The 21,917-nt window shown below is 64.2% G+C and carries 16 protein-coding genes; 15 read left to right on the forward strand and 1 reads right to left on the reverse strand.

Going from position 1 to position 21,917, the window contains the following annotated elements:
* Nucleotides 1–149: 149 nt before the first annotated feature.
* The 3 genes from AXW83_RS14985 (at nt 150) to AXW83_RS14995 (ending at nt 5,042) form a co-directional block, all read left to right on the forward strand.
* Nucleotides 150–1,829 (forward strand): ABC transporter substrate-binding protein, encoded by a 1,680-nt coding sequence (locus AXW83_RS14985; RefSeq protein WP_236841956.1) that lies wholly within the window; start codon nt 150–152, stop codon nt 1,827–1,829.
* Nucleotides 1,830–2,190: 361 nt separating this feature from the next.
* Nucleotides 2,191–3,978, forward strand: coding sequence for an ethylbenzene dehydrogenase-related protein (locus AXW83_RS14990; RefSeq protein ID WP_066614791.1), 1,788 nt, complete (start codon nt 2,191–2,193; stop codon nt 3,976–3,978).
* A gap of 41 nt (nt 3,979–4,019) precedes the next feature.
* The gene (locus AXW83_RS14995) at nt 4,020–5,042 is read left to right on the forward strand and encodes a 2Fe-2S iron-sulfur cluster-binding protein (RefSeq protein WP_066614793.1); all 1,023 of its coding nucleotides are present in this window, start codon (nt 4,020–4,022) and stop codon (nt 5,040–5,042) included.
* A gap of 12 nt (nt 5,043–5,054) precedes the next feature.
* Here the strand turns inward: AXW83_RS14995 and AXW83_RS15000 are convergent, their stop codons facing one another.
* Complete coding sequence (locus AXW83_RS15000) at nt 5,055–5,744, reverse strand: PstS family phosphate ABC transporter substrate-binding protein (protein WP_236841676.1); 690 nt, start codon at nt 5,742–5,744, stop codon at nt 5,055–5,057.
* Between the two features lie 226 nt (nt 5,745–5,970).
* Between AXW83_RS15000 and AXW83_RS28105 the strand changes: the two genes are divergently transcribed.
* The 12 genes from AXW83_RS28105 to mmsB all read left to right on the forward strand — a co-directional run bounded on the left by AXW83_RS28105 (nt 5,971) and on the right by mmsB (nt 21,222).
* Nucleotides 5,971–8,685, forward strand: coding sequence for a bifunctional diguanylate cyclase/phosphodiesterase (locus AXW83_RS28105; protein WP_156640067.1), 2,715 nt, complete (start codon nt 5,971–5,973; stop codon nt 8,683–8,685).
* Nucleotides 8,686–9,186: 501 nt separating this feature from the next.
* Entirely contained in the window at nt 9,187–10,140 is a 954-nt protein-coding gene (ytfQ, locus tag AXW83_RS15010; RefSeq protein WP_066620555.1) for a galactofuranose ABC transporter, galactofuranose-binding protein YtfQ, read from the forward strand.
* 73 nt (nt 10,141–10,213) lie between these two features.
* The gene (locus tag AXW83_RS15015) at nt 10,214–11,767 is read left to right on the forward strand and encodes a sugar ABC transporter ATP-binding protein (RefSeq protein WP_066614801.1); all 1,554 of its coding nucleotides are present in this window, start codon (nt 10,214–10,216) and stop codon (nt 11,765–11,767) included.
* A 13-nt stretch (nt 11,768–11,780) separates the two neighbouring features.
* On the forward strand, nt 11,781–12,764 hold the full coding sequence (locus tag AXW83_RS15020) for an ABC transporter permease (protein ID WP_066614803.1): 984 nt from the start codon (nt 11,781–11,783) through the stop codon (nt 12,762–12,764).
* Nucleotides 12,761–13,747: a galactofuranose ABC transporter, permease protein YjfF gene (gene yjfF / locus AXW83_RS15025; RefSeq protein ID WP_066614805.1), complete on the forward strand. Its 987-nt coding sequence runs from the start codon at nt 12,761–12,763 to the stop codon at nt 13,745–13,747. Before AXW83_RS15020 ends, yjfF begins: the two co-directional genes overlap by 4 nt.
* Nucleotides 13,744–14,538, forward strand: a complete 795-nt coding sequence (locus AXW83_RS15030) for a FadR/GntR family transcriptional regulator (RefSeq protein ID WP_082767146.1) — start codon at nt 13,744–13,746, stop codon at nt 14,536–14,538. The genes yjfF and AXW83_RS15030 overlap by 4 nt, the downstream gene beginning before the upstream one ends.
* Nucleotides 14,539–14,546: 8 nt before the next feature.
* Nucleotides 14,547–15,473 (forward strand): dihydrodipicolinate synthase family protein, encoded by a 927-nt coding sequence (locus tag AXW83_RS15035; protein WP_066614807.1) that lies wholly within the window; start codon nt 14,547–14,549, stop codon nt 15,471–15,473.
* Nucleotides 15,470–16,396, forward strand: coding sequence for a Gfo/Idh/MocA family protein (locus AXW83_RS15040; RefSeq protein WP_066614809.1), 927 nt, complete (start codon nt 15,470–15,472; stop codon nt 16,394–16,396). The genes AXW83_RS15035 and AXW83_RS15040 overlap by 4 nt, the downstream gene beginning before the upstream one ends.
* Nucleotides 16,390–17,292: an SMP-30/gluconolactonase/LRE family protein gene (locus tag AXW83_RS15045; RefSeq protein ID WP_066614811.1), complete on the forward strand. Its 903-nt coding sequence runs from the start codon at nt 16,390–16,392 to the stop codon at nt 17,290–17,292. Before AXW83_RS15040 ends, AXW83_RS15045 begins: the two co-directional genes overlap by 7 nt.
* A 75-nt stretch (nt 17,293–17,367) precedes the next feature.
* Nucleotides 17,368–18,435 carry a multiple monosaccharide ABC transporter substrate-binding protein gene (gene chvE / locus AXW83_RS15050; RefSeq protein WP_066614813.1) on the forward strand — a complete coding sequence of 356 codons (1,068 nt, stop codon included), beginning with the start codon at nt 17,368–17,370 and terminating at the stop codon, nt 18,433–18,435.
* A gap of 65 nt (nt 18,436–18,500) precedes the next feature.
* The gene (gene mmsA / locus AXW83_RS15055) at nt 18,501–20,042 is read left to right on the forward strand and encodes a multiple monosaccharide ABC transporter ATP-binding protein (RefSeq protein WP_066614815.1); all 1,542 of its coding nucleotides are present in this window, start codon (nt 18,501–18,503) and stop codon (nt 20,040–20,042) included.
* The gene (mmsB, locus tag AXW83_RS15060) at nt 20,032–21,222 is read left to right on the forward strand and encodes a multiple monosaccharide ABC transporter permease (RefSeq protein ID WP_066614818.1); all 1,191 of its coding nucleotides are present in this window, start codon (nt 20,032–20,034) and stop codon (nt 21,220–21,222) included. The genes mmsA and mmsB overlap by 11 nt, the downstream gene beginning before the upstream one ends.
* Nucleotides 21,223–21,917: the final 695 nt, after the last annotated feature.

Genomic DNA, 21,917 nt, shown 5'->3' on the forward strand with positions numbered 1-21,917 from the left:
GACAGGCCCAACAACAAGAAACGACCGAACCCGAAAAGGGACGGCAACGCACAAAACCACCGGAGGATATGATGACGACGCTCAGGACAAATCTTCACCGCTTGGCTGGCGCCAGCCTGTTTGCGCTGACGCTTGCCGCCGGACCGGCCATGGCCGGTCCCGAGGAGGCTCGCAAATGGATCGACAGCGAGTTCCAGCCCTCGACGCTGGACAAGGCCGCCCAGCTCAAGGAGATGGAATGGTTCATCAACGCGGCGAAACCCTTCGCCGGCATGGAGATCAACATCGTCTCGGAGACGATCACCACCCATGAATACGAGGCCAAGGTGCTGGCCAAGGCCTTCAGCGAGATCACCGGCATCAAGCTGACGCACGACCTGATCCAGGAAGGCGACGTGGTCGAGAAGATCCAGACGCAGATGCAGTCCGGCAAGAACATCTATGATGGCTGGATCAACGATTCCGACCTGATCGGCACGCATTTCCGCTACAAGCAGGCGACGAACCTGACCGACTGGATGGCGGGGCCCGGCAAGGACGTCACCAATCCAGGCCTCGATGTCGATGATTTCATCGGCAAATCCTTCGGCACCGGCCCCGACGGCAAGCTCTACCAACTCCCGGTCCAGCAATTCGCGAACCTCTACTGGTTCCGCTACGACTGGTTCCAGCGCGCCGACCTGAAGGAGAAGTTCAAGGCCAAATACGGCTACGAGCTTGGCGTGCCGGTGAACTGGTCGGCCTATGAGGACATCGCCGAGTTCTTCACCAACGACGTCAAGGAAATCGACGGTACCAAGGTCTTCGGCCATATGGACTATGGCAAGAAGGACCCTTCCCTCGGCTGGCGTTTCACCGACGCCTGGCTCTCCATGGCCGGTAATGGCGACAGGGGCATCCCCAACGGCCTGCCTGTCGATGAATGGGGCATCCGCATGGAGGGCTGCCGGCCGGTCGGCTCGGCGATCGAGCGCGGCGGCGACACCAACGGTCCGGCGGCGGTCTACTCGATCGTGAAGTATGTCGACTGGCTGAAGAAATACGCCCCGCCCCAGGCGCAAGGCATGACCTTCGGCGAATCCGGCCCGGTGCCGGCGCAGGGCTCGATCGCCCAGCAGATGTTCTGGTACACCGCCTTCACCGCCGACATGGTCAAGCCCGGCCTGCCGGTGATGAGCGCCGACGGCAAGCCGAAATGGCGTATGGCCCCCTCCCCCAAAGGCGCCTACTGGAAGGACGGCATGAAGCTCGGCTACCAGGACGCAGGCTCGGCCACCCTGCTGAACTCGACCCCGGTCGAGCGCCGCAAGGCGGCCTGGCTCTATCTCCAGTTCATCGTCTCCAAGACGGTCAGCCTGAAGAAGAGCCATGTCGGCCTGACCTTCATCCGCGAGACCGATATCTGGGACAAGAGCTTCACCGAGCGCGCGCCCGCACTCGGCGGCCTGGTCGAATTCTACCGCTCGCCGGCGCGCGTGCAGTGGACCCCGACCGGCAACAACGTGCCGGACTACCCGCGTCTCGCGCAGCTCTGGTGGCAGAACATTGGCGACGCCTCCTCGGGCGCGAAGACGCCGCAGGCGGCGATGGACGCGCTCGCAGCCGCCCAGGATTCGGTGATGGAGCGGCTCGAGCGCTCGGGCGTGCAGGGCGATTGCGGCCCCAAGCTCAACCCGCGCACCACGGCCGAGGAATGGTTCGCCAAGGCCGAGAAGGCGGGCACGCTGGCGCCCCAGCGCAAGCTCGCCAACGAGAAGCCGAAAGGTGAGACGATCGATTACGACACTCTGATCAAAAGCTGGCCCGCCTCGCCGCCGAAGAAGGGCTGAGTGGGACTAAAGCGCAGGCGTGATGCGATAAGCGCGGGGTGCGGCGGAGGATGCCGCACCCCGCTATCAATCGTGAGAACAGCCTTTGTCGCTTACGTGTCTGTCACTCGAAGAGCGCCAGCGGTGTAGTCCCGGAATCTGACGGGGCATCATCAACCCCGGGTTGTCAGCGAGAGGATGACCTATGGGAACCGCTCTTCACCGCTGCGCCTTGGAATGCATATCCGCGGGGGTATACACAGCCCGTGATAGAGCGGTGCCGATCATCGAAACAGAGAGCTTGTGCAGCATCGGCGGTTGAGGTTATTGCCGATATGGACGCGCCATGTGCTGCGGTCTGGCTGCAGCTTCAAGGCGACATATGACCGAGATCACGAACTCGCCGGAGCGGCCAACCCCATCACCAGGCCCTTCTTCGGCCAGACTGTCCCACCGCGCCGAGGGTAAGGCCTCGGCCGGCGATATGGCGCCAAGAAAGGCGTTGCCGTCCAGCGATGTCGGTACGGTTGTGTTGCACTGGATCGCCGCCATCGCCGCAACGGTCAGCCTTGCGACAGGCTTGCGCATTTCAGCTGACGCGCTGGACGCCGTGTTTTCGCGATGGATGGCGCCGATACTACCGCAGGGCGAGATTTGGAGCGTGCACATCCTTGCCGGCTTGACGCTCTTCGGCGCCGCAACGGGCTACTTGGTTTATATGGGGCTGAGCGGCCTTGGCGGACGGATAGAGTGGCGCCGCATCAAGGCAATCCGGCTGCCGTCCTGGAAGACGCGCTGGCTCGGCATCAACGTCATGCTCCACTGGCTGCTCTATGGCCTCGTGGTGGTACTGACGACGACAGGCGTGCTGCTTTATCTCGGATTTGGCGGATGGGTGGTGTCGATCCATCTCGCCGCTGCGGTCGGCATGTTGGCCTATACCCTGGCGCATATTGTCGCCCATTTCGGCTATGGCGGCTGGCGTCAGCTCCTGCGCATCTTCAGGCCGGCTGCGCTGGTCCCCACGATTGCCCAACGCAGCCGGCGGCCCCTGTTGATAGCGAGCATCGTCGCGTTGCCGGCTGCGGTGGCCGTGGCTGGCCTCGACTACACCTCGCGCGATACGCTGGTGGTGGCAAAAGCCGAGGCGGGCCCCGTTCTCGACGGCGTGCTGGACGATGCCGTCTGGCGTAACGCCAGGCCCGTTCGGGTCAGAACGCAGCAGGGCGCCAATCTCGGCGGCCAAGGTGAATCGACCGTCGAGATCCGGGCCGTCCACGACGGAAGCAAAATTCACTTCGCCTTCCGCTGGTACGATCCGACGCGTTCATTGGCGCGCCTGCCTCTGGTCAAGCGCCAGGATGGCTGGCATGTCGTCGGCGAGAATGCCGGCAAGGCGGATGTCGTTGATTTTTACGAAGACAAGTTCGCCGTTATCTTCTCCCGCTCGAACGCCCTGGGCGGCGGCGGCGCAACCCATTTTGGCCCGAAGCCGCTGGAGGACAAGCCGTCTTCACTCAATCAGCGCGGGCTGCACTACACCACCGACGGTTCGGTCATCGACATGTGGCAGTGGAAGGCATCGCGAGGCGGCCTGCTGGGCTACATGGACGACCAATATATCGGCCCCCCTCGTGAAGCGACTGCCGATGAGGCGTCCCAGCGGGCCCGCTACCAGGGCGGCTATTGGAACGATCCCGGAAAGGCCTTCTACAGCTACAACTTCGGCTTCGAGGGACCGGGCGGGTATGCGGGGCCCGTCAAGCCGCGGCGCCTGCCGCTGGACGCCGCCGCCACCATGACCAAGCTGGGACCCTTCGACGAGAAGAACCCCGACGCAATTCATGCGGAGGGCACGGTGTGGTGGCTGACCGAGGCGACCAGCGCGCCCTACAGCGAAGCTGCCGATGAGCGTATCCCGGTGGGAACGGTGATGCCTGGTGTCATCATCATGGGGGATTATGAGGGTGACCGCGCCCAGATTCGGGCAGCGGCACGCTGGATGGACGGCTACTGGACACTCGAGGCATCGCGGGACCTCAAGACCGGGAGCCGCTACGATATCGATTTTGAAACGGGGGCACCGATTTATGTCTGGGTCTCCGTTTTCGACCATACCCAGACTCGCCATACGCGGCATCCGCGGCCGATCACTCTCGAACTGCGCTGATCTGCAGCCGGCGCGCTGAGCGCAGAGCGAGGGCTTTCCGCATGGCCACCCCGGCATCTCTCGTCGTCAATGGAAAGCCTATCCGCGTCGCGCACGGCGATGTCCTGCTGGAGGCCGTGATGGGCGCCGGCATCTCCATCCCGCACGACTGCAGCACCGGACAGTGCGAGACCTGCCGCGTGCGGGTCTATGACGGCGAAATCGATGCCAGAGGCACGCAGCGCGGCGATACCGTGCTGGCCTGCCAGGCCCGGATCTCCGGCAATGCGGTGATCGAGTTCGACGCCGTCCCAGAGCCGATCAAACTTTCCGGCCGGGTCACCGCGATCCTGCCCCTCTCGTCTGACATTCTCGAAGTGACATTGTCGTTGGCGCGGGACTTTGCCTATCTGCCTGGCCAATACGTCAAATGCACCTTCGCCGGCTATCCCGCACGCGACTACAGTCCAACCTTGCGCAACGACGGAACGGGCGAGCGCAACGAGCTCATCTTGCAGATCAGACGGCTGGATGACGGTGTCGTCTCCGCGGATCTTGGCGGCAGCATCGCCGTCGGCCACAAGATTTCGATACACGGTCCTTTCGGCAGCGCATTCCATCGTCCCGGGAACGGCCGCATCATCCTGATCTCGACCGGTACAGGTTGGGCGCCGATTTGGGCCATTGCCCGCGCTTCCCGATATCGCGAGCCGGCCCGGGAAATGGTTGTAATTGCAGGCGCCCGCGACCCGCGCAATCTGTATATGACCGACGCACTGGCCTGGCTGGCTGGAACCGGCGTCGGACACGTCGTGGCCACCGCCACCGGCGCAACGCTTGAGGGTGTCATGGTCGGCCGTCCGACCGATCATCTGCCTGCGTTGCGGGCTGACGATACGGTTCATGTCGCCGGCTCGCCCGAGATGGTGGCCGCGGTTCAGATGCTTTGTGAGGCGGCAGGCGCAACCTGCCATGCCGATGCCTTCGTCGCGTCGGCGACGAAGCGATCCTTCAAGGACAAGTTTCTTGGGCTGTTCTCGGGCCGCAACTCTGGGGATGCCCCTTCGCGACCGGCTTCGTCTTGAGTTGGATCGCGGTCACTGCTGCGCCGGGATTGCTCCGAAGCTGCGGATCAACTGCGTCATATCGGGGCTCGTGGTGAAGGCGATGAACTTCGCAGCATCCGGCGTGATCTCGTCCTGCTTGTGAACATAGGCGAACTCGACGCTGCTGGGATAGCGGGGATCGGAAGGGTGAAGCCCATCGATCAGCACCACCCTGGTCCCGATATCGAGAGCCCGACTATAGGGGCCAAAGCCGATGGCCCCTTCAGTCAAGCGAACCGTCTCGACCGATTCCTGCGTGGAAACCGCCATCTTCGAGCGCTCCGTAAATTCGAGATTCTTCCAGCCCGGCATGGTGGCACGCAGGACAACCAGCGTACTGTCGGCCTCTTCGCGCCTGACGACGCGGATGCGCTGATCGACGCCGCCGACGTCCTTCCAGTTGGCAATGCGGCCGGCGTAGATCGCCGCGAGTTGTTGTGAGCTGAGCTGCGTGATCGCCGCTGCGGGATGGACGTAGATCGCACTGGGCACCCGTGCGACCGGCGTATAGATCAGTCCGCGCGCCCGCTCCGCCTCCGTCAAAACACGGGCGACACGGGCAAGCGCTGCGGATCCCGACCCGACCGCGGTAATGCCGCCGCCTGACCCGATGCTCGGAGGCACCTTGACGGCGATCGTCGGCTCGACCTTCCGAAAGCTCTCAGCGATGGCCTGGAGCATCTCGACGCCGTCACCGGTACCGACGACGACAAGTTCGCCGGCCCCTGCAGGACGACAAACGGTTGCAAACCCAATGAGCACAAGAACAGCAAGGCAGCGCATCAGCGGAACTCGCATCGTTAGGGCACTTCGAGAGTCTTGGCACAGCTGCGTAAATTAATTCCCCCTAGTGAAGCGGCCATTGTTTCCTTTTTCTTTGCGCAATTAATTTACGCAGATTTCAGCCTTGGCTTTTAGAGAATGGGATGTTGCGTTCAACAGAGAGCGGTTCGTGCCAGAAGACGGGTTCAGCGCCAAGGGATCCCGCGTCACCTTTCAAAAGAGCGGCGCGGTCTGGCTGCGAGCAGTTTTGACGCCAGTGGTCGAACGCGCCCGCAGCGTCCGCTCGGCGTGGGGCGACAGAGTCACACGGACCAATATCGGCGTTCACCTCGCTTGGATCGTCCTTTTGACGGGCGTGTTGACCTTTACGCTTATCGGTGCCGTGTCCTGGGTCCGCCTCAGGCAGGACGCTGCCGAACAAGGCAGCGCCGTGGCCCAGATGTCGCGCCAACAGATCGCGACGCGCCTTGACGCCGAGGCACGGCTCGCCGAAGCGCGGCTGAACATTTTGTTCAACGAAGCCAACCGCCAGACACGCTATCTCTCGCAGCGCCTGGACATCGTAAAGGCCGTCGCCTCGTCGAACACTGTCGCGATCGAGGCCATTCTGGCCCCCGCCAGCGCAACCGGTGAACTGCACGCCGTGCTCGTGGCGAATGCCACCGGTACTGTAACGGGCGCAAGCCGAGCCATGGATCTGCTGGCCGCGTCTGAAGCCATGGAAAAATTGGGACTGAAGCCAGCGATCTTGTCAGTCTTCGACGATAATCGGCGAAACGATCCCCGTGCCATCTACGCGACCTACCGGATCCCGGAGGGTTTCACACAGGCTTTGGAAATGCCGAAGGGGCGCACGATTGCCCATCTCGCGATCGAGCCGGTTTTCGATGATTTTGGCGATGTCACCGGGGCTTTGATAGGATTGCGGACGCTGGCTCCTTCTGAGAGGACGTTCGAATCGTTCGCGGGCATCGTCGGAGCTGGCGTCGTTGTGTTCGATAGTAACCGGATCGTCTCTGCAGGGGGGCCGATCAGCCTTCAACTCACCCCGATGTCCGACACGAGAGGAAACCATCTGATCGTGGACGAAAGCAGCAAGCGCGTTGCCCGCTGTGTGGCCAGCCTGCTCGGTCTGCGTATTTGCGCCCATGTCGAGGCATCGGAGGTCGAAGAAACACAACGGGAGATGTTGGCGATCAGCGAACGGCAGGCCCACAGCCTGTTTCGTTGGTTCCTGATCTTGGCCGCAGTATCTCTGGGCGTCCTTGTCGGTGTGGTCTTGTTGAGCGTAAGGCGCGTCACCCGCGGCCTGCCGCAGCTTGCCTCGGCCGCAACGTCCGTCACGCATGGAGATCTCGAGATTCCCTTCACCGCCACAGGTATCGGCGAGGTGCGCAGTCTTGGTCTCGCGTTCGAGGTCATGCTCTCCAATCTGCGCGAGAGCCTGGGTCGCATCGGGCAGCTGGCCTTCGTCGATCAGGTTACGGGACTGTCCAATCGAGAGAAGATGCGTCTCGATGGCAGCGCCGCGCTTGCGTCCGACGATGGCAGACTCGCCTTCCTGTTTCTCGATCTCGATCGGTTCAAGGCGATCAATGACAGCTTTGGCCATAAGACGGGCGACATGCTTCTGCGGCAGCTTGCTTCCCGCCTCAGCCATTTTTTTGAGCGACGTCAGCAGAGCGGTGAGATCGACCGGTTCTGGCTAGGACGCCTCGGAGGCGACGAGTTCCTCATAATCGTCGGCAGTGCGGGGGGCGCGGACGCCGCACGCGACTGTACCGAAGCACTCATCAGGCGGCTGGATGCCGTCTATGTTATCGGCAGCGCGCATATGACCGTAGGAACGAGCATCGGTATCGCAATGTCTGGCCAGGACGGTCGTGATTATGACGATCTGCTGATCAAGGCCGACATGGCGATGTACCAAGCCAAGCGTCAGGGCCGGGGTTCATACGCCTTTTTCACCGCGCAGGCCGCTGATGCCATGCAGGAGCGGCTGACTATCGAGCAGGATTTGCGCGCCGCTCTGAAGCAGGGAGCTCTGCACGTCTCTTACCAACCCATGGTTTCGCTTGCCGACGGCGCCGTCGAGGCAGCCGAAGCTCTGGTGCGCTGGACGCATCCGGAACGAGGCGATATCGCGCCCTCGAGATTCATCGGCATTGCTGAAGACGCTGGGCTGATTCGCGAACTCGGACTCTTCGTCCTGACGCGTGCGGTCAACGAAGCGCGCGATCTGGCCGCCGCGGGAACACCGATCAGGATCGCGGTGAATGTGTCGGTCCTGCAAATGGAGGACCCGACGTTCAGTTCCACCGTTCAGGCTCTGCTCACCGAAGCCGGCCTGGCACCTTCGCTTCTGGAACTGGAGATCACGGAGACGGTAGCGATGCGGTCCTCGCATCTCGTTCAACAACAACTGTCCCAGCTGCGCTCATCGGGCATCCGCTTCGCGATCGACGATTTCGGGACTGGCTATTCGAACCTGTCCTCCTTGGCCCGGTTGCGCGTGGATACGCTCAAGATCGACCGATCCCTTGTCCACGACGTTGCGACCAGCCCGGAGCAGCAGGCCATCGTCCGGACAATCTTGTCACTCGCACGCGCCCTCGGCTTCTCTACCGTCGTGGAGGGTGTTGAAAAGATCGCGGATTTGAACTTCATGATCGATGAGGGGGCCAATGTGGCGCAGGGCTATTATTTCAGCCCCGCTCTGCCGATCGCTGAATTCAAATCCTTTCTCAGTTTGAGGCGATTAAAGACATTTGCCAACGTATCGAAGATTTTTGTGAACCGGCCCAAGCAGGTCGAACGAAACAAATATCATGCGCGATAGCGGACATCGCTCATCACCGGACGACAAGCTTGACCTTGGCTAGGCTAGTCGTTGCGGGCGATTGAGTGGCTCGGTCTTGGACTTGTCGGGCAAGTCACGGCGCGAGGATAAAGCGATAATCTGAAGGGTATTGCGATAGCTCAGCCCATGCTCGCATTCGGCCGTCGCCGACCCATAGGCGGCCGGCACCGGGGAAGCCGTGCCGGATATGACCGATATGGGATCCGACGCGCTATTTGCGGGCGTTTCTAGCTATGGGCGCCGTCTCCCAGGGTAAGGGGCCGCGGGTATGAGCGGTGCCGGCGCATTTGTGACCGCTCGGGCCCCACCATCATCGTATGCGCGCTCTTCACGGCCCGACGCAGTTCCATGCCAATGCCGTATTAGTAAGATAGTATGACTATTTACACGCTCAAAAGACTCCGGTAGAACAGAGGTGCGCACATAGAGGCGCCTCGATCAATAATCTTCCGGGAGAAGCTCATGCGCCGTTTTTCATTCATGACAACGCTGCTTGCCGCGACCACGCTGGCCGGCGGTCTCAATGCCGCAAGCGCGGCGGAACTCACCGTCGGTTTTTCGCAGATCGGCTCGGAATCGGGCTGGCGCGCAGCCGAGACGTCGGTCTCGAAGAGCGAGGCCAAGAAGCGCAAAATCAACCTCAAGATCGCTGATGCGCAGCAGAAGCAGGAGAACCAGATCAAGGCGATCCGCTCTTTCGTCGCGCAGGGCGTCGACGCGATCTTCCTGGCTCCCGTCGTCGCGACCGGCTGGGATGCCGTGCTGAAGGAAGCCAAGGAAGCCAAGATCCCGGTCATCCTGCTCGATCGCGATATCGATCCGGCAGGCAAGGACCTTTATCTGACGGCCGTGACCTCCGACAGCGTCCATGAGGGCGAGGTCGCCGGCAAGTGGCTCGCCAAGACGGTCGGTTCCAAGCCCTGCAACGTCGTCGAGCTTCAGGGCACGGTCGGTGCCAGCGTCGCGACCAACCGCAAGAAGGGCTTCGACACCGCGATCGCCTCGGCCTCCAACATCAAGGTCGTCCGCAGCCAGACCGGCGACTTCACCCGCGCCAAGGGCAAGGAGGTGATGGAGAGCTTCATCAAGGCCGAGGGCGGCGGCAAGTCGATCTGCGCCGTCTATGCACATAACGACGACATGATGGTCGGCGCGATCCAGGCCATGAAGGAAGCCGGCCTCAAGCCGGGCAAGGACATCATGACCGTCTCGATCGACGCGGTGCCCGACATCTTCAAGGCGATCGCGGCTGGCGAGGCTAATGCCACGGTCGAGCTGACGCCCGACATGGCGGGCCCCGCCTTCGACGCGCTGACCGCCTACAAGGCCAAGGGCACCATCCCGCCCAAATGGATCCAGACCGAATCCAGGCTCTACACGGCCGCCGACAATCCGCAGAAGGTCTACGACTCCAAGAAGAACCTCGGCTACTGAGGGCGCACGCCCCTCTCCTGAGCCTCTTCCCACGGCCGCGCCATTGGCGCGGCCTCCGTGGAGTTCTGCGCCCATGTCCCTGTCGCCGACCGATGCCGCGCCGCTCCTGGCCGTGCGTGGTCTTTCAAAGAGCTTCGCGGGCTTCCCGGCGCTCGACGGCGTCGACGTCACGCTGCGGCACGGCGAAATCCATGCGCTGCTCGGCGAGAACGGCGCCGGCAAGTCGACCTTCATCAAAGCCATCACCGGTGTCGTCACACGGGATGCCGGCACGGTGACGCTGAACGGCGCGGCGGTCGCGCCGCGTTCGGCCGACGAGGCATTGAAGGCGGGCATCGCCACGGTCTATCAGGAGGTCAACCTGCTGCCGAACCTGACGGTGGCGCAGAACCTGTTTCTGGGCCGACAGCCGACGCGCTTCGGGCTGGTGCGCGAGGCCGAGATGCGGCGACGCTCAGTCGCGCTGTTGGCCGATTTCGGCCTCGATATCGATGTCGGCGCGCCGCTGGGCGACTATTCGGTCGCCGTGCAGCATCTGGTGGCGATCGCACGCGCCGTCGATATGTCGGCGCGTCTCCTTATCCTCGACGAGCCGACGGCCAGCCTCGACGCGCACGAGGTCGATATCCTGTTCGGCGTCATGCGCGGCCTTGCCGGCAAGGGCCTCGGCATCCTCTTCGTCACCCATTTCCTTGATCAGGTCTATGCGATCACCGATCGCATCACGGTGCTGCGCAACGGCAGGCTCGTTGGCGAGCGCGAGACGGCCCAGCTGCCGCGCATGGAGCTGATCAGGATGATGCTGGGCCGCGAGCTGAGTGAGGCCGCGTCGGAGCATCCGGCCAGGAGCGCCACCAAAACCGCCATTGAGGCCGCGCCCGAAGCGCGCGGTGCGATCCGGTTTGAGGGCTTCGGCAAGGCCGGCTATGTCGCGCCCTTCGACCTCGCTCTGGCGAGCGGCGAGGTGGTGGCCCTGGCGGGGCTGCTCGGGTCCGGCCGCACGGAGACGGCGCGCCTGCTCTTCGGCGCCGAACGTGCCGATAGCGGTGGCCTCACGATCGACGGTGAGACCGTGCGCCTGGCCTCGCCGCGCGACGCCATCAGGCAGCGTTTTGGATACTGCCCCGAGGAACGCAAGACCGAGGGCATCGTCGCCGAACTCACAGTTCGCGAGAACATCGTGCTGGCCCTGCAGGCGCGACGCGGCGCTATGCACCCGCTTTCGCGGCGCGAGCAGGACGAGATCGCACGGCGTTTCATCACCATGCTCGACATCCGCCCGCCCGACCCCGAGCGCCCGATCGGACTGCTTTCGGGCGGCAACCAGCAGAAGGCGCTGCTGGCGCGCTGGCTGGCGACGGAGCCGCGCCTGCTCATCCTGGACGAACCGACGCGCGGCATCGATGTCGGCGCCCATGCCGAGATCATCCGCCTGATCCGGCAGCTCTGTGGGGAAGGCCTCGCCCTCGTCGTCATCTCGTCGGAGCTGGAGGAGATCGTGAGCTATGCCGACAGGGTTATCGTGATGCGCGACCGCAGGCAGATCGCCGCGCTAGAGGGCGAGGCCGTGAATGTGACCGCCATCCTGCAGGCGATCGCGGCCGATGCGCCCTTGCTCGCGGCGTGAGGAAGCGATCCCGATGAAGCTCAGCCTGCCTGGCAAGGGGCTGCCGCAGATCGCGGCATTCATCCTCGTTCTGCTGATTAATTTCGCGGTCTCGCCGCAGTTCTTCGACCTGCGCTTGCAGGACGGCCGCCTGTTCGGCAGCTTCGTCGACGTCTTCAACCGCGGCGCGCCCGTAGCGCTCTTGTCCCTTGGCATGGTGCTGGTGGTGGCGGCGCGCGGCATCGACCTCTCGGTCGGTGCGGTGATGGCGATCTCGGGCGCGATCGCGGCGACACTGGCCGACACGCATTCTCTGCCGGTTGTGCTGCTGGCGGCTCTGGGCGCCGGGCTGCTCTGCGGGCTCTGGAATGGCATCCTCGTCGCCGTGCTCGGCATCCAGCCGATCATCGCGACGCTGATCCTGATGGTCGCCGGGCGCGGCATCGCGCAGCTCATCACCGAGGGAAGGATCGTCACCTTCACGTCGCCGGATCTCGCCTGGTTCGGCGGGGGCGCGATCCTGGGCCTGCCGGTGCCGGTGGTGCTGACGGCGTCCGTGCTGGCATTGGCGGTGATCGCGGTGCGCGGCACCGCGCTGGGCCTGCTGATCGAGGCGACGGGCGCCAATGCACGCGCCAGCACGCTCGCCGGCATCGAGACGCGCTTCACCACCATCGCCGTCTATGTCTGGAGCGGTTTCTGCGCCGCGCTGGCGGGGATCGTCGCCGCCGCCGACATCCTGGGCGCCGATGCCAACAATGCCGGGCTCTGGCTCGAGCTCGATGCCATCCTGGCGGTCGTGATCGCCGGCAGCTCGTTGCTGGGCGGCCGCTTCAGCCTGCCTCTCGCCGTGCTGGGCGCGCTGATCATCCAGGCGATGAACACCGGCATCCTGCTGGCCGGCTTCAGGCCCGAATTCAACCTTGTGGTGAAGGCGGTCGTCGTGCTGCTGGTCTTGCTGGCGCAATCGCCGCGCCTGTCGGGCATCGGCGTGCTGCTGTCCCGGAGGCCGGCATGACGCGGTATCTTCCCGTCGTCGTCACCGCCTGCGTCTTCGCGCTCGGCTATGCGATCTGCGCGCTCCAGTTCCCGGCCTTCCTGTCGACGCGCGTGGTCGCGAATCTGCTGACCGACAACGCCTTCCTCGGCATTCTGGCGGTGGGCATGACCTTCGTCATCATCTCGGGCGGCATCGACCTGTCGGTCGGTTCGGTGGTGGGGTTCACAACGGTCTTCCTCGCGCTGGCGATCGAGACATGGGGTATTCCGCCGCTCGCGGCCTTCATTCTCGTGCTGTTCGTCGCGACGCTGTTTGGCGCCGCGATGGGGGCGCTGATCCAGCACTTCGACATGCCGCCCTTCATCGTGACGCTGGCGGGGATGTTCCTGGCGCGTGGCGCGAGCTTCCTGTTGTCTACGGAGTCGATCCCCGTCACGGCGCCCCTCTACAGTGCGATCTCCGATTTCGCGTTCCGCTTGCCGGGCGGCGGCCGCCTGAGCGTGGTGGGCATGGTCATGCTCGCGGTTTTCCTGGCCGGCGGCATCGTGCTGCACCTGACGCGCTTCGGGACCAATGTCTATGCGCTCGGCGGCAGCCGGGTCTCGACCGGGCTGATGGGGATCACGGTGGGGCGCCATACGGTTGCGATCTATGCCCTGTCGAGCTTCCTGGCAGGGCTGTCGGGCATCGTCTTCTCGCTCTACACCTCGTCGGGCTATTCGCTTTCGGCGGTCGGCGTCGAACTCGACACGATCGCGGCGGTGGTGATCGGCGGCACGCTGCTGACAGGCGGGCACGGCTTCATGGTGGGGACGTTCCTGGGCGTGCTCATGCAGGGGCTGATCCAGACCTACATCAATTTCGATGGCAGTTTGTCGAGCTGGTGGACCAAGATCGTCACCGGCGTCCTGCTGTTTTCCTTCATCGCTTTCCAGCAGGCGACGCTGGCCCTCGCTCGCCGTTCCGTTCGGGGCGCCACTGCAAAGGGGACCACGCCATGAAACCCGGAATCGTCGCGGTTCCCGAACGGCGGGAGCACTCCAACCACGCCGAGGTGGCACGGATGGTTGCGATGGACATCATCGCCGGCCGCGCCAGGGAAGGTTCCAAGCTCGCCGGCGACGCCGAACTGATGCTGCGCTTCGGCGTCTCGCGTCCCGTGCTCCGCGAAAGCGTGAAGACGCTCGTCGCCAAGGGCCTGCTCACCACCAAGGCACGAGTGGGCACGGTGGTGCGAGAGCGGGCCGCCTGGAACATGTTCGACAGCGATCTACTGGCCTGGCACCTTCAGGCCGGCATCGACCGCCGTTTCCTCGACGATCTTGCCGAAATCCGGCTGGCGGTCGAGCCGCGCGCGGCGGCCCTGGCCGCAGAGCGCAGGACCGAGGCTGATCTCGCCGCGATGCGCGCGGGCCTGACCGCGATGCAGCGCGAACCGTCCGATTCCGTGGCGTTCGCCGATGCCGATCTCGCGCTTCATGTGGCGGTCGCCAATGCCTCGGGCAATCCGTTCATGCGCTCGGTCGGCGGCGTCATCGACGTTGCGCTGCGGGCCTCCTTTCTGCTGAGCGCGCCGGTCGAGGAACCCGAGCGGGACATCGTCATCATCGCGCACAAGAAGATCGTCGACGCTATCGCGGCCCGCAACATCGAGGGTGCGGCCGACGCCATGGTCGGCGTCATCTTCAATGGATTGCGCCGCCACGGCGCGACGCATACCGATGCTTCCGGACGGCTCCCCGGGCCGCATCGTCTCGTCGCCCCGTCCCACCTTCTCACAAACCAGGATTGAGCCCGGCCATGCCTGCAGCCTCCCGACCCTATCGCGGCGTCTTCCCCGTCGTGCCGACCATCTTCCACGACGACGGCACACTCGATCTCGAAGGCCAGCGCCGCTGCCTGGACTTCATGATCGGGGCGGGCTCGGACGGACTGTGCATTCTGGCGAACTTCTCCGAGCAGTTCGTGCTGACCGATGCCGAACGCGATACGGTGATGGACGCCGCGCTCGACCATGTCGCAGGCCGGGTGCCGGTCATCGTGACGACGACGCATTTCGGCAGCGCGGTCTGCGCCGAGCGCTCGCGCCGGGCCCAGGACAAGGGCGCGGCCATGGTGATGATCATGCCGCCCTATCACGGAGCGACCTTCCGGGTCGGCGAGGCGGCGATCGAGGCCTTCTTCCGCCGCGTCTCGGATGCGATCTCGATCCCGATCATGATCCAGGACGCGCCGGTGGCCGGCACGCCGCTCTCGCCCGTCTTCCTGGCGAAACTCGCCCGCGAGATCGAGAACGTCTCGTATTTCAAGATCGAGGTCGCGCAAGCCGCAGCCAAGCTGCGCACGCTGCTCGAACTGGGCGGCGAGACGATCGAAGGGCCCTGGGATGGCGAGGAGGCGATCACGCTGATGGCCGATCTCGATGCCGGCGCGACCGGCGCGATGACCGGCGGCGGCTATCCCGACGGCATCCGCCAGATCGTCGATCCCTATTTCGCAGGGCGCCGGGACGAAGCGGTTGCCGCTTACGCGCGCTGGCTGCCGCTGATCAACTACGAGAATCGCCAGACCGGCCTGTCGGCTGCGAAGATCCTGATGAAGGAAGGCGGGATTATCGGATCGGCCGCCTTGCGTCATCCGCTCGAATTGCCTCACCCTGCGACGCAGGCCGGGCTGATCGAGATTGCAAAAAGCCTCGATGCCGCCGTTCTCCGCTGGGGCAAGTGACCATGCTGCGGCTCGCCATCGTCGGATTGGGCAAGATCGCCCGCGACCAGCATCTGCCCGCGGTTGCGGGCCTGCGCGATATCGCGATCGCCGCCGTCGTCAGCCGCAATGCGACGCTGGACGGCGTGCCGTGTTTTGAGACGCTCGAAGAGCTATTTGCCTCCAATATCGCGGTCGATGCGGTGGCGCTCTGCACCCCGCCGCAGGTGCGCCGGGCACAGGCCGCGCTCGCTCTGGCGGCCGGCAAGCATGTCATGCTGGAAAAGCCGCCCGGCGCGACGGTCAGCGAGCTTGCGCCGCTGATCGCCACCGCGCGAGGCAGGGGCCTGACGCTGTTTGCGACCTGGCATTCCCGCCATGCGCCGGCCGTCGAACCGGCACGCGCCCTTCTCGCCGCGAACCGGCCACTGTCGGTCAAGATCGACTGGCGCGAGGATGTGCGGGTCTGGCATCCCGGTCAGGACTGGATCTTCGAGGCCGGCGGGCTCGGCGTGTTCGATCCCGGCATCAACGCGCTGTCAATCCTGACCCGCATCCTGCCGCGCCCGGTGTTCCTCCGGGCTGCCGGGCTCGCCTTTCCCGCCAACCGCGAGGCGCCGATCGCGGCCGAACTCGACCTTGCCGACGAGACCGGCCTGCCGATCCGGGCGGAGTTCGATTTCCTGCAGAGCGGGCCGCAAAGCTGGGACATGCGCATCGAGACGGAAGGCGGAACGCTGATGCTTTCGGCGGGCGGCGCGAAGCTCGACCATGATGGCCGCGCGCTCGTCGACGAACCGGAGGCGGAGTATCCGGCGCTCTATCGCCGTTTCGTCCATCTCGTTTCGCAGCGGGAGAGCGATGTCGACCTGGCGCCGCTGCAGTTGGTGGCAGATGCGTTTCTGCTGGGTAAGCGCCGGGGCGTGGAGGCTTTCACATGGTGAACGCAACACAGGCAGTCTTGCCCGCTCCCGTGCTGCTGGGCGAGACGCGCTGCCATCTCGGCGAAGGCCCGGCCTATGATGCAGCGACCGATACTGCCTTCTGGTTCGACATTCTGGAGCGCAGGCTGTTCGAGGTCGATTTCGGAATCGGCGCCGTTGCGACCCATGAGCTACCACTGATGGCCTCGGCGCTGGCCGCCATCGACGAGAACCGACAGATCGTCGCCACTGAGAGCGGCCTCTATTTGCGTGAACGCCGCGACGGCGCGCTTACGTTGTTTCGCGGCGTCCAAGCCGACGACGCGACGACCCGCTCGAACGATGCAGGCGTGCATCCTGGCGGCGCCTTCTGGTTCAGCATGATGAGCAAGACGGCCGAGCACGGCGCCGCGTCGATCTATGCGCTGTCGGGCGGCCAGGTCGTGCTGCTTTTCGAGGGGCTGACGATCCCCAACACAATCTGCTTTTCGGCCGACGGCACGCAGGGGTTCTTCTCCGACACGGCCCGGAAAGCGCTCTATCGGGTGCCGCTCGATCCTATGTCCGGACTGCCTACGGATGCGCCCACGCCCTTGCGCCTTTCGGATGGCGGCGAAGGCCTGGATGGTGCGGCGATGGATTCCGAGGGGCTGATCTGGGTCGCGCGCTGGGGAGGCTCGCGCATCGACGCCTTGACCGGCCAGGGCGAGATCGTGCGTAGCCTGGCCGTGCCGGCACGCCAACCGAGCTGTCCGGTCTTCGTCGGCAGGGCCTTCGATCGTCTTATGGTCACGAGCGCGCAGGAGGGGCAGGATGAAGCCGCACGCGCCGCTGATCCGCAGGGCGGCGCGACCTTCGTACTCACGCCCGGCGCGGTCGGAAGAGCTCAGCCGCGCGTCAGGCTGGGGGCGCATTGAAAGTCGCGCAGCGACCATGAAAACCCGACCAAGACCGCGATCAAGCGGCGATGAGTTCAACCCAAGGAGAAAACGATGACACCCAGGATCACGACACTACTTTCCGCTCTCGCGCTGGGCGCGCTTGCCTTTGCGGGGCCTGCGCTGGCCCAATCCAAGCCCACCGTCGGCATCGCCATGCCGACAAAATCATCCGCCCGCTGGATCGCGGACGGCGACAACATCGTGAAGGTGCTGAAAGAACGCGGCTACAACACCGATCTGCAATATGCCGAGGACGACATCCCCAACCAGCTCTCTCAGATCGAGAACATGGTCACCAAGGGGTCCAAGGTTTTGGTGATCGCAGCGATCGATGGCACCACCCTGTCCGACATCCTGCAGCAGGCGGCCGCTGCCGGCACCAAGGTGATCGCTTATGACCGCCTGATCCGGAACTCACCGAATGTCGATTATTATGCGACCTTCGACAACTTCAAGGTCGGCGTCCTGCAGGCGCAGACGCTGGTGAAGGGGCTGGGTCTGCCCGAGGCGAAGGGGCCGTTCAACATCGAACTCTTCGGCGGCTCGCCCGACGACAACAACGCCTACTTCTTCTATGACGGCGCGATGTCGGTGCTGAAGCCGCTCATCGACTCAAAGCAGGTCGTCGTCGCCAGCGGCCAGATGGGCATGGACAAGGTCTCGACGCTACGTTGGGACGGAGCCACCGCCCAGGCGCGCATGGATAACCTGCTCAGCGCCTACTACAACAACAAGCGCATCGACGCGGTGCTCTCGCCTTATGACGGCATCTCGATCGGCATCCTGTCGTCGCTCAAGGGCGTCGGCTACGGCTCGGGCTCGATGAAGATGCCGTTCGTCTCCGGCCAGGACGCCGAAGTGCCCTCGGTCAAGTCGATCGTCGCAGGCGAGCAGTATTCGACCATCTTCAAGGACACCCGCGAACTCGCCAAGGTCACCGCCGACATGGTCGATGCCATGCTCAGCGGCAAGGAGGTGTCGGTCAACGACACCAAGACCTACAACAACGGCCGCAAGACCGTGCCGTCCTTCCTGCTGACACCGGTCGCCGTCGACAAGTCGAACTGGGAAACGATCCTGATCGCGTCGGGCTACTACAAGGCCGGCCAGATCAAGTAAGTGCCGCGGTCGCGCGGTCCCGCTTCCGGCGGGGCCGCCGATCCGTCACTTGGCGGAGCATAATGATGAACTCGATCCTGGCCATGCAGGGCATCAGCAAGGCGTTCGCGGGGGTGAAGGCCCTGAGCGACGTCTCGTTTTCGGTCGAACCCGGCGAAATCCACGCTGTCGTCGGCGAGAACGGCGCCGGCAAGTCGACCCTGATGAAGGTGCTCAGCGGCGTCTATCCGCACGGCTCCTATGACGGCGCGATCGTCTTCGACGGTGAGGAGCGACGCTTCCGCGACATCAACGATTCCGAGGCGCTCGGCATCATCATCATCCATCAGGAGCTGGCGCTGATCCCGCTCCTGTCGATCGCCGAGAACATCTATCTCTCCAATCCACCCACCGCATTCGGGGTGATTGACCGGGGAGCCGTCTATCGCGGCGCGCTGGCGCTGCTGGCCAAAGTCGGGCTGAACGAGGCGCCCGACACCCGCGTCATCGATCTCGGTGTCGGCAAGCAGCAGCTCGTCGAGATCGCCAAGGCGCTGTCCAAGGATGTCCGCCTGCTGATCCTGGACGAGCCGACCGCGAGCCTCAACGAACGCGACAGCGAAGCGCTGCTCGATCTTCTCGTCGAACTGCGGACGCAGGGCATCTCCTCGATCCTGATCTCGCACAAGCTCAACGAGGTCGCGCGCGTCGCCGACCATATCACCGTGCTGCGCGACGGGCGCAGCGTCGACACGCTCGACTGCCGCGCCGGCCCGGTCGAGGAAGACCGCATCATCCGTAGCATGGTCGATCGCGATCTCGAGCATCGCTATCCCAAGCGCGAGCCGAAGATCGGGGAAGTCATTTTCCAGGTCAAAGACTGGAGCGTCTTTCATCCGCAGGATGCCGGCCGGCGCATGATCAAGGGTATCGACTTCCATGTCCGGCGCGGCGAGATCGTCGGCATCGCCGGGCTGATGGGCGCGGGCCGGACCGAATTTGCGATGAGCGTCTTTGGCCGCTCCTATGGCCGCCAGATCAGCGGGACGGCGACGCTGGAGGGCCGCGACGTCGATCTCTCGACCGTGAGGCGGGCCGTCGATGCCGGGCTCGCTTATGTCACTGAGGACCGCAAGGAACTCGGACTCATCTTGGCGGAGGACATCCGCAAGAACATGACGCTGGCCAATCTCGCGGCTGTCGCGCCCGGCGGCGTCGTCGACGACATGGCCGAGCTCAAGGTCGCGCAGGGCTACCGCGCGCGGATGGGTATCCGCAGCTCCAGCGTCTACCAGGAGGCCGGCCAGCTTTCGGGCGGCAATCAGCAGAAGGTCGTGCTGTCAAAATGGCTCTTCACCGAGCCCAAGGTCCTGATCCTGGACGAGCCGACGCGCGGAATCGACATCGGGGCCAAATACGAAATCTACTGCATCATCAACGAGCTGGCGGATTCAGGCCGCGGCGTCATCATGATCTCGTCGGAAATGCCGGAACTGCTGGGCATCTGCGACCGCATCTGCGTGATGAATGACGGCGCCTTCGTCGGCGAATTCGCGGCCGCCGATGCGAGCCAGGAAAAGATCATGCGCGCCATTATGCGCAACGGGAGGCAAGAGCATGAGCAGTGAAACCTTGAGCGGGGGCCCTGTGAGGCCGGCCGGAAGCCACCTGAAAACGGGCCTGCGCGACTACGGCATGCTGATGTCGCTGGTGGCGATCATGCTGTTCTTCCAGGTCGTCACGGGGGGTACGCTGCTTCGGCCGCTGAACCTGACCAACCTCGTCCTGCAGAACAGCTTCATCGTCATCATGGCGCTGGGCATGCTGATGGTCATCGTCACCGGCCATATCGACCTTTCGGTCGGTTCGGTGGCGGGCGCGGTCGGCGCGGTCGCGGCCGTACTGATGGTGCGCTACGAGATGCATTTCGTGCCGGCCGCCCTGATCTGCCTGGCGCTGGGCGCCCTGATCGGCGCGGCGCAGGGCTACTGGGTCGCCTATTTCAAGATCCCGTCCTTCATCGTGACGCTGGCGGGCATGCTCGTCTTCAAGGGCCTGGCGCTGGCGATCCTGCAAGGCCAGTCGCTGGGGCCGTTCCCGCCGACCTTCCAGAAGCTGTCCTCGGGCTTCATCCCCGAATTGCTGCCGGAAGCGGGCGCGCTCTACCCGACCTCGCTGGCGATCGGGGCCGCGCTCGCGATCCTGCTCGTGGTGCTCAATCTCAAGAGCCGCGCGCGCCAGCAGGGCCATGGCATCCCGGTCGAGCCGCAGGGCTTCTTCGTCGCCAAGAACCTCGCCTTCGCCGCGATCATCCTCTACGCGACCTATCTCATCGCTTCCTATCGCGGCCTGCCGAACGTGCTGGTGGTGATGGGGCTGCTGATCGCGCTCTATGCCTTCGTGACGACACGGACCAGCATCGGCCGGCAGATCTACGCGGTCGGCGGCAATGCGCGCGCCGCCAAGCTCTCGGGTGTGCGCACCGAGTGGCTGACCTTCCTGACCTTCGTCAACATGGGCGTGCTGGCGGCGCTGGCGGGGCTCGTCTTCGCAGCGCGCCTCAACACGGCGACCCCGAAGGCGGGACTGGGCTTCGAGCTCGACGTGATCGCCGCCTGCTTCATCGGCGGGGCCTCGGCCTATGGCGGCGTTGGCCGGGTCTCCGGCGCTGTGATCGGGGCGCTCATCATGGGTGTGATGAACAACGGCATGTCGATCCTGGGCATCGGCATCGACTACCAGCAGGTGATCAAGGGCCTGGTCCTGCTCGGCGCGGTGTGCCTCGACGTCTACAACCAGAAGCGTTGAGCAAGCGAGGCGAGCCGAGGCGGATGCGTTTTCGAGCGCACGCCCTTCGGCCCTTCGGCCCGCGTTCGCTGAGCCGATGGCCCGTGGCAGCAACGCGGCGACAAACTGAAGAGATATCTGACCGAGATCGGGCAATGGGCCCTTCAGATCAAGCGCCCCGATCACACCAAGGCTTCGAGGTTTTGCCCCGCTCGCCGACACCCGATGTCTCGGATGTCGGTGGCAAGCAAAAGACACGAAGCATCGGCGTTTAGCCGGCGAGCGAAGCCCTGGCGGCGGCCTCGCCGTTCGTGGTCTTGTCGGAATGTATATTCATGATCTATCCCTGTCGCATCCGCTATCACTAAAGAGCAGGAGAACTCTTTCGTCCACGGCTACCTGAGAATGCCACAGGCGTACAGTAATCGATCATCGCGGCTGACGCCGGAACTTGAGACCAATTCCGGCGGGAAGGCGGTCGCAGCTGTCGATGAAGCCCAGCAAGTTGGGTGATTTAAAACGGCGCCGTGTCAGCATCGAGCCTGAACGTTCTGCGCGACCGATGGGAAGGCGATTCCGCGTAGGAGAGCGATCTTTCGTGAACACCGGGGCCGAATCTCATATCCCGGCATTCATCGCATGGTCGAGCGCGGTCAAGGCAAGCAGAAGCCTGTAACGCCGCCTTGAACATCGCGCCGCTGTGGCAATGTGGACTG

This window comes from Bosea sp. PAMC 26642 (assembly GCF_001562255.1).
Taxonomy (GTDB): Bacteria; Pseudomonadota; Alphaproteobacteria; order Rhizobiales; family Beijerinckiaceae; genus Allobosea.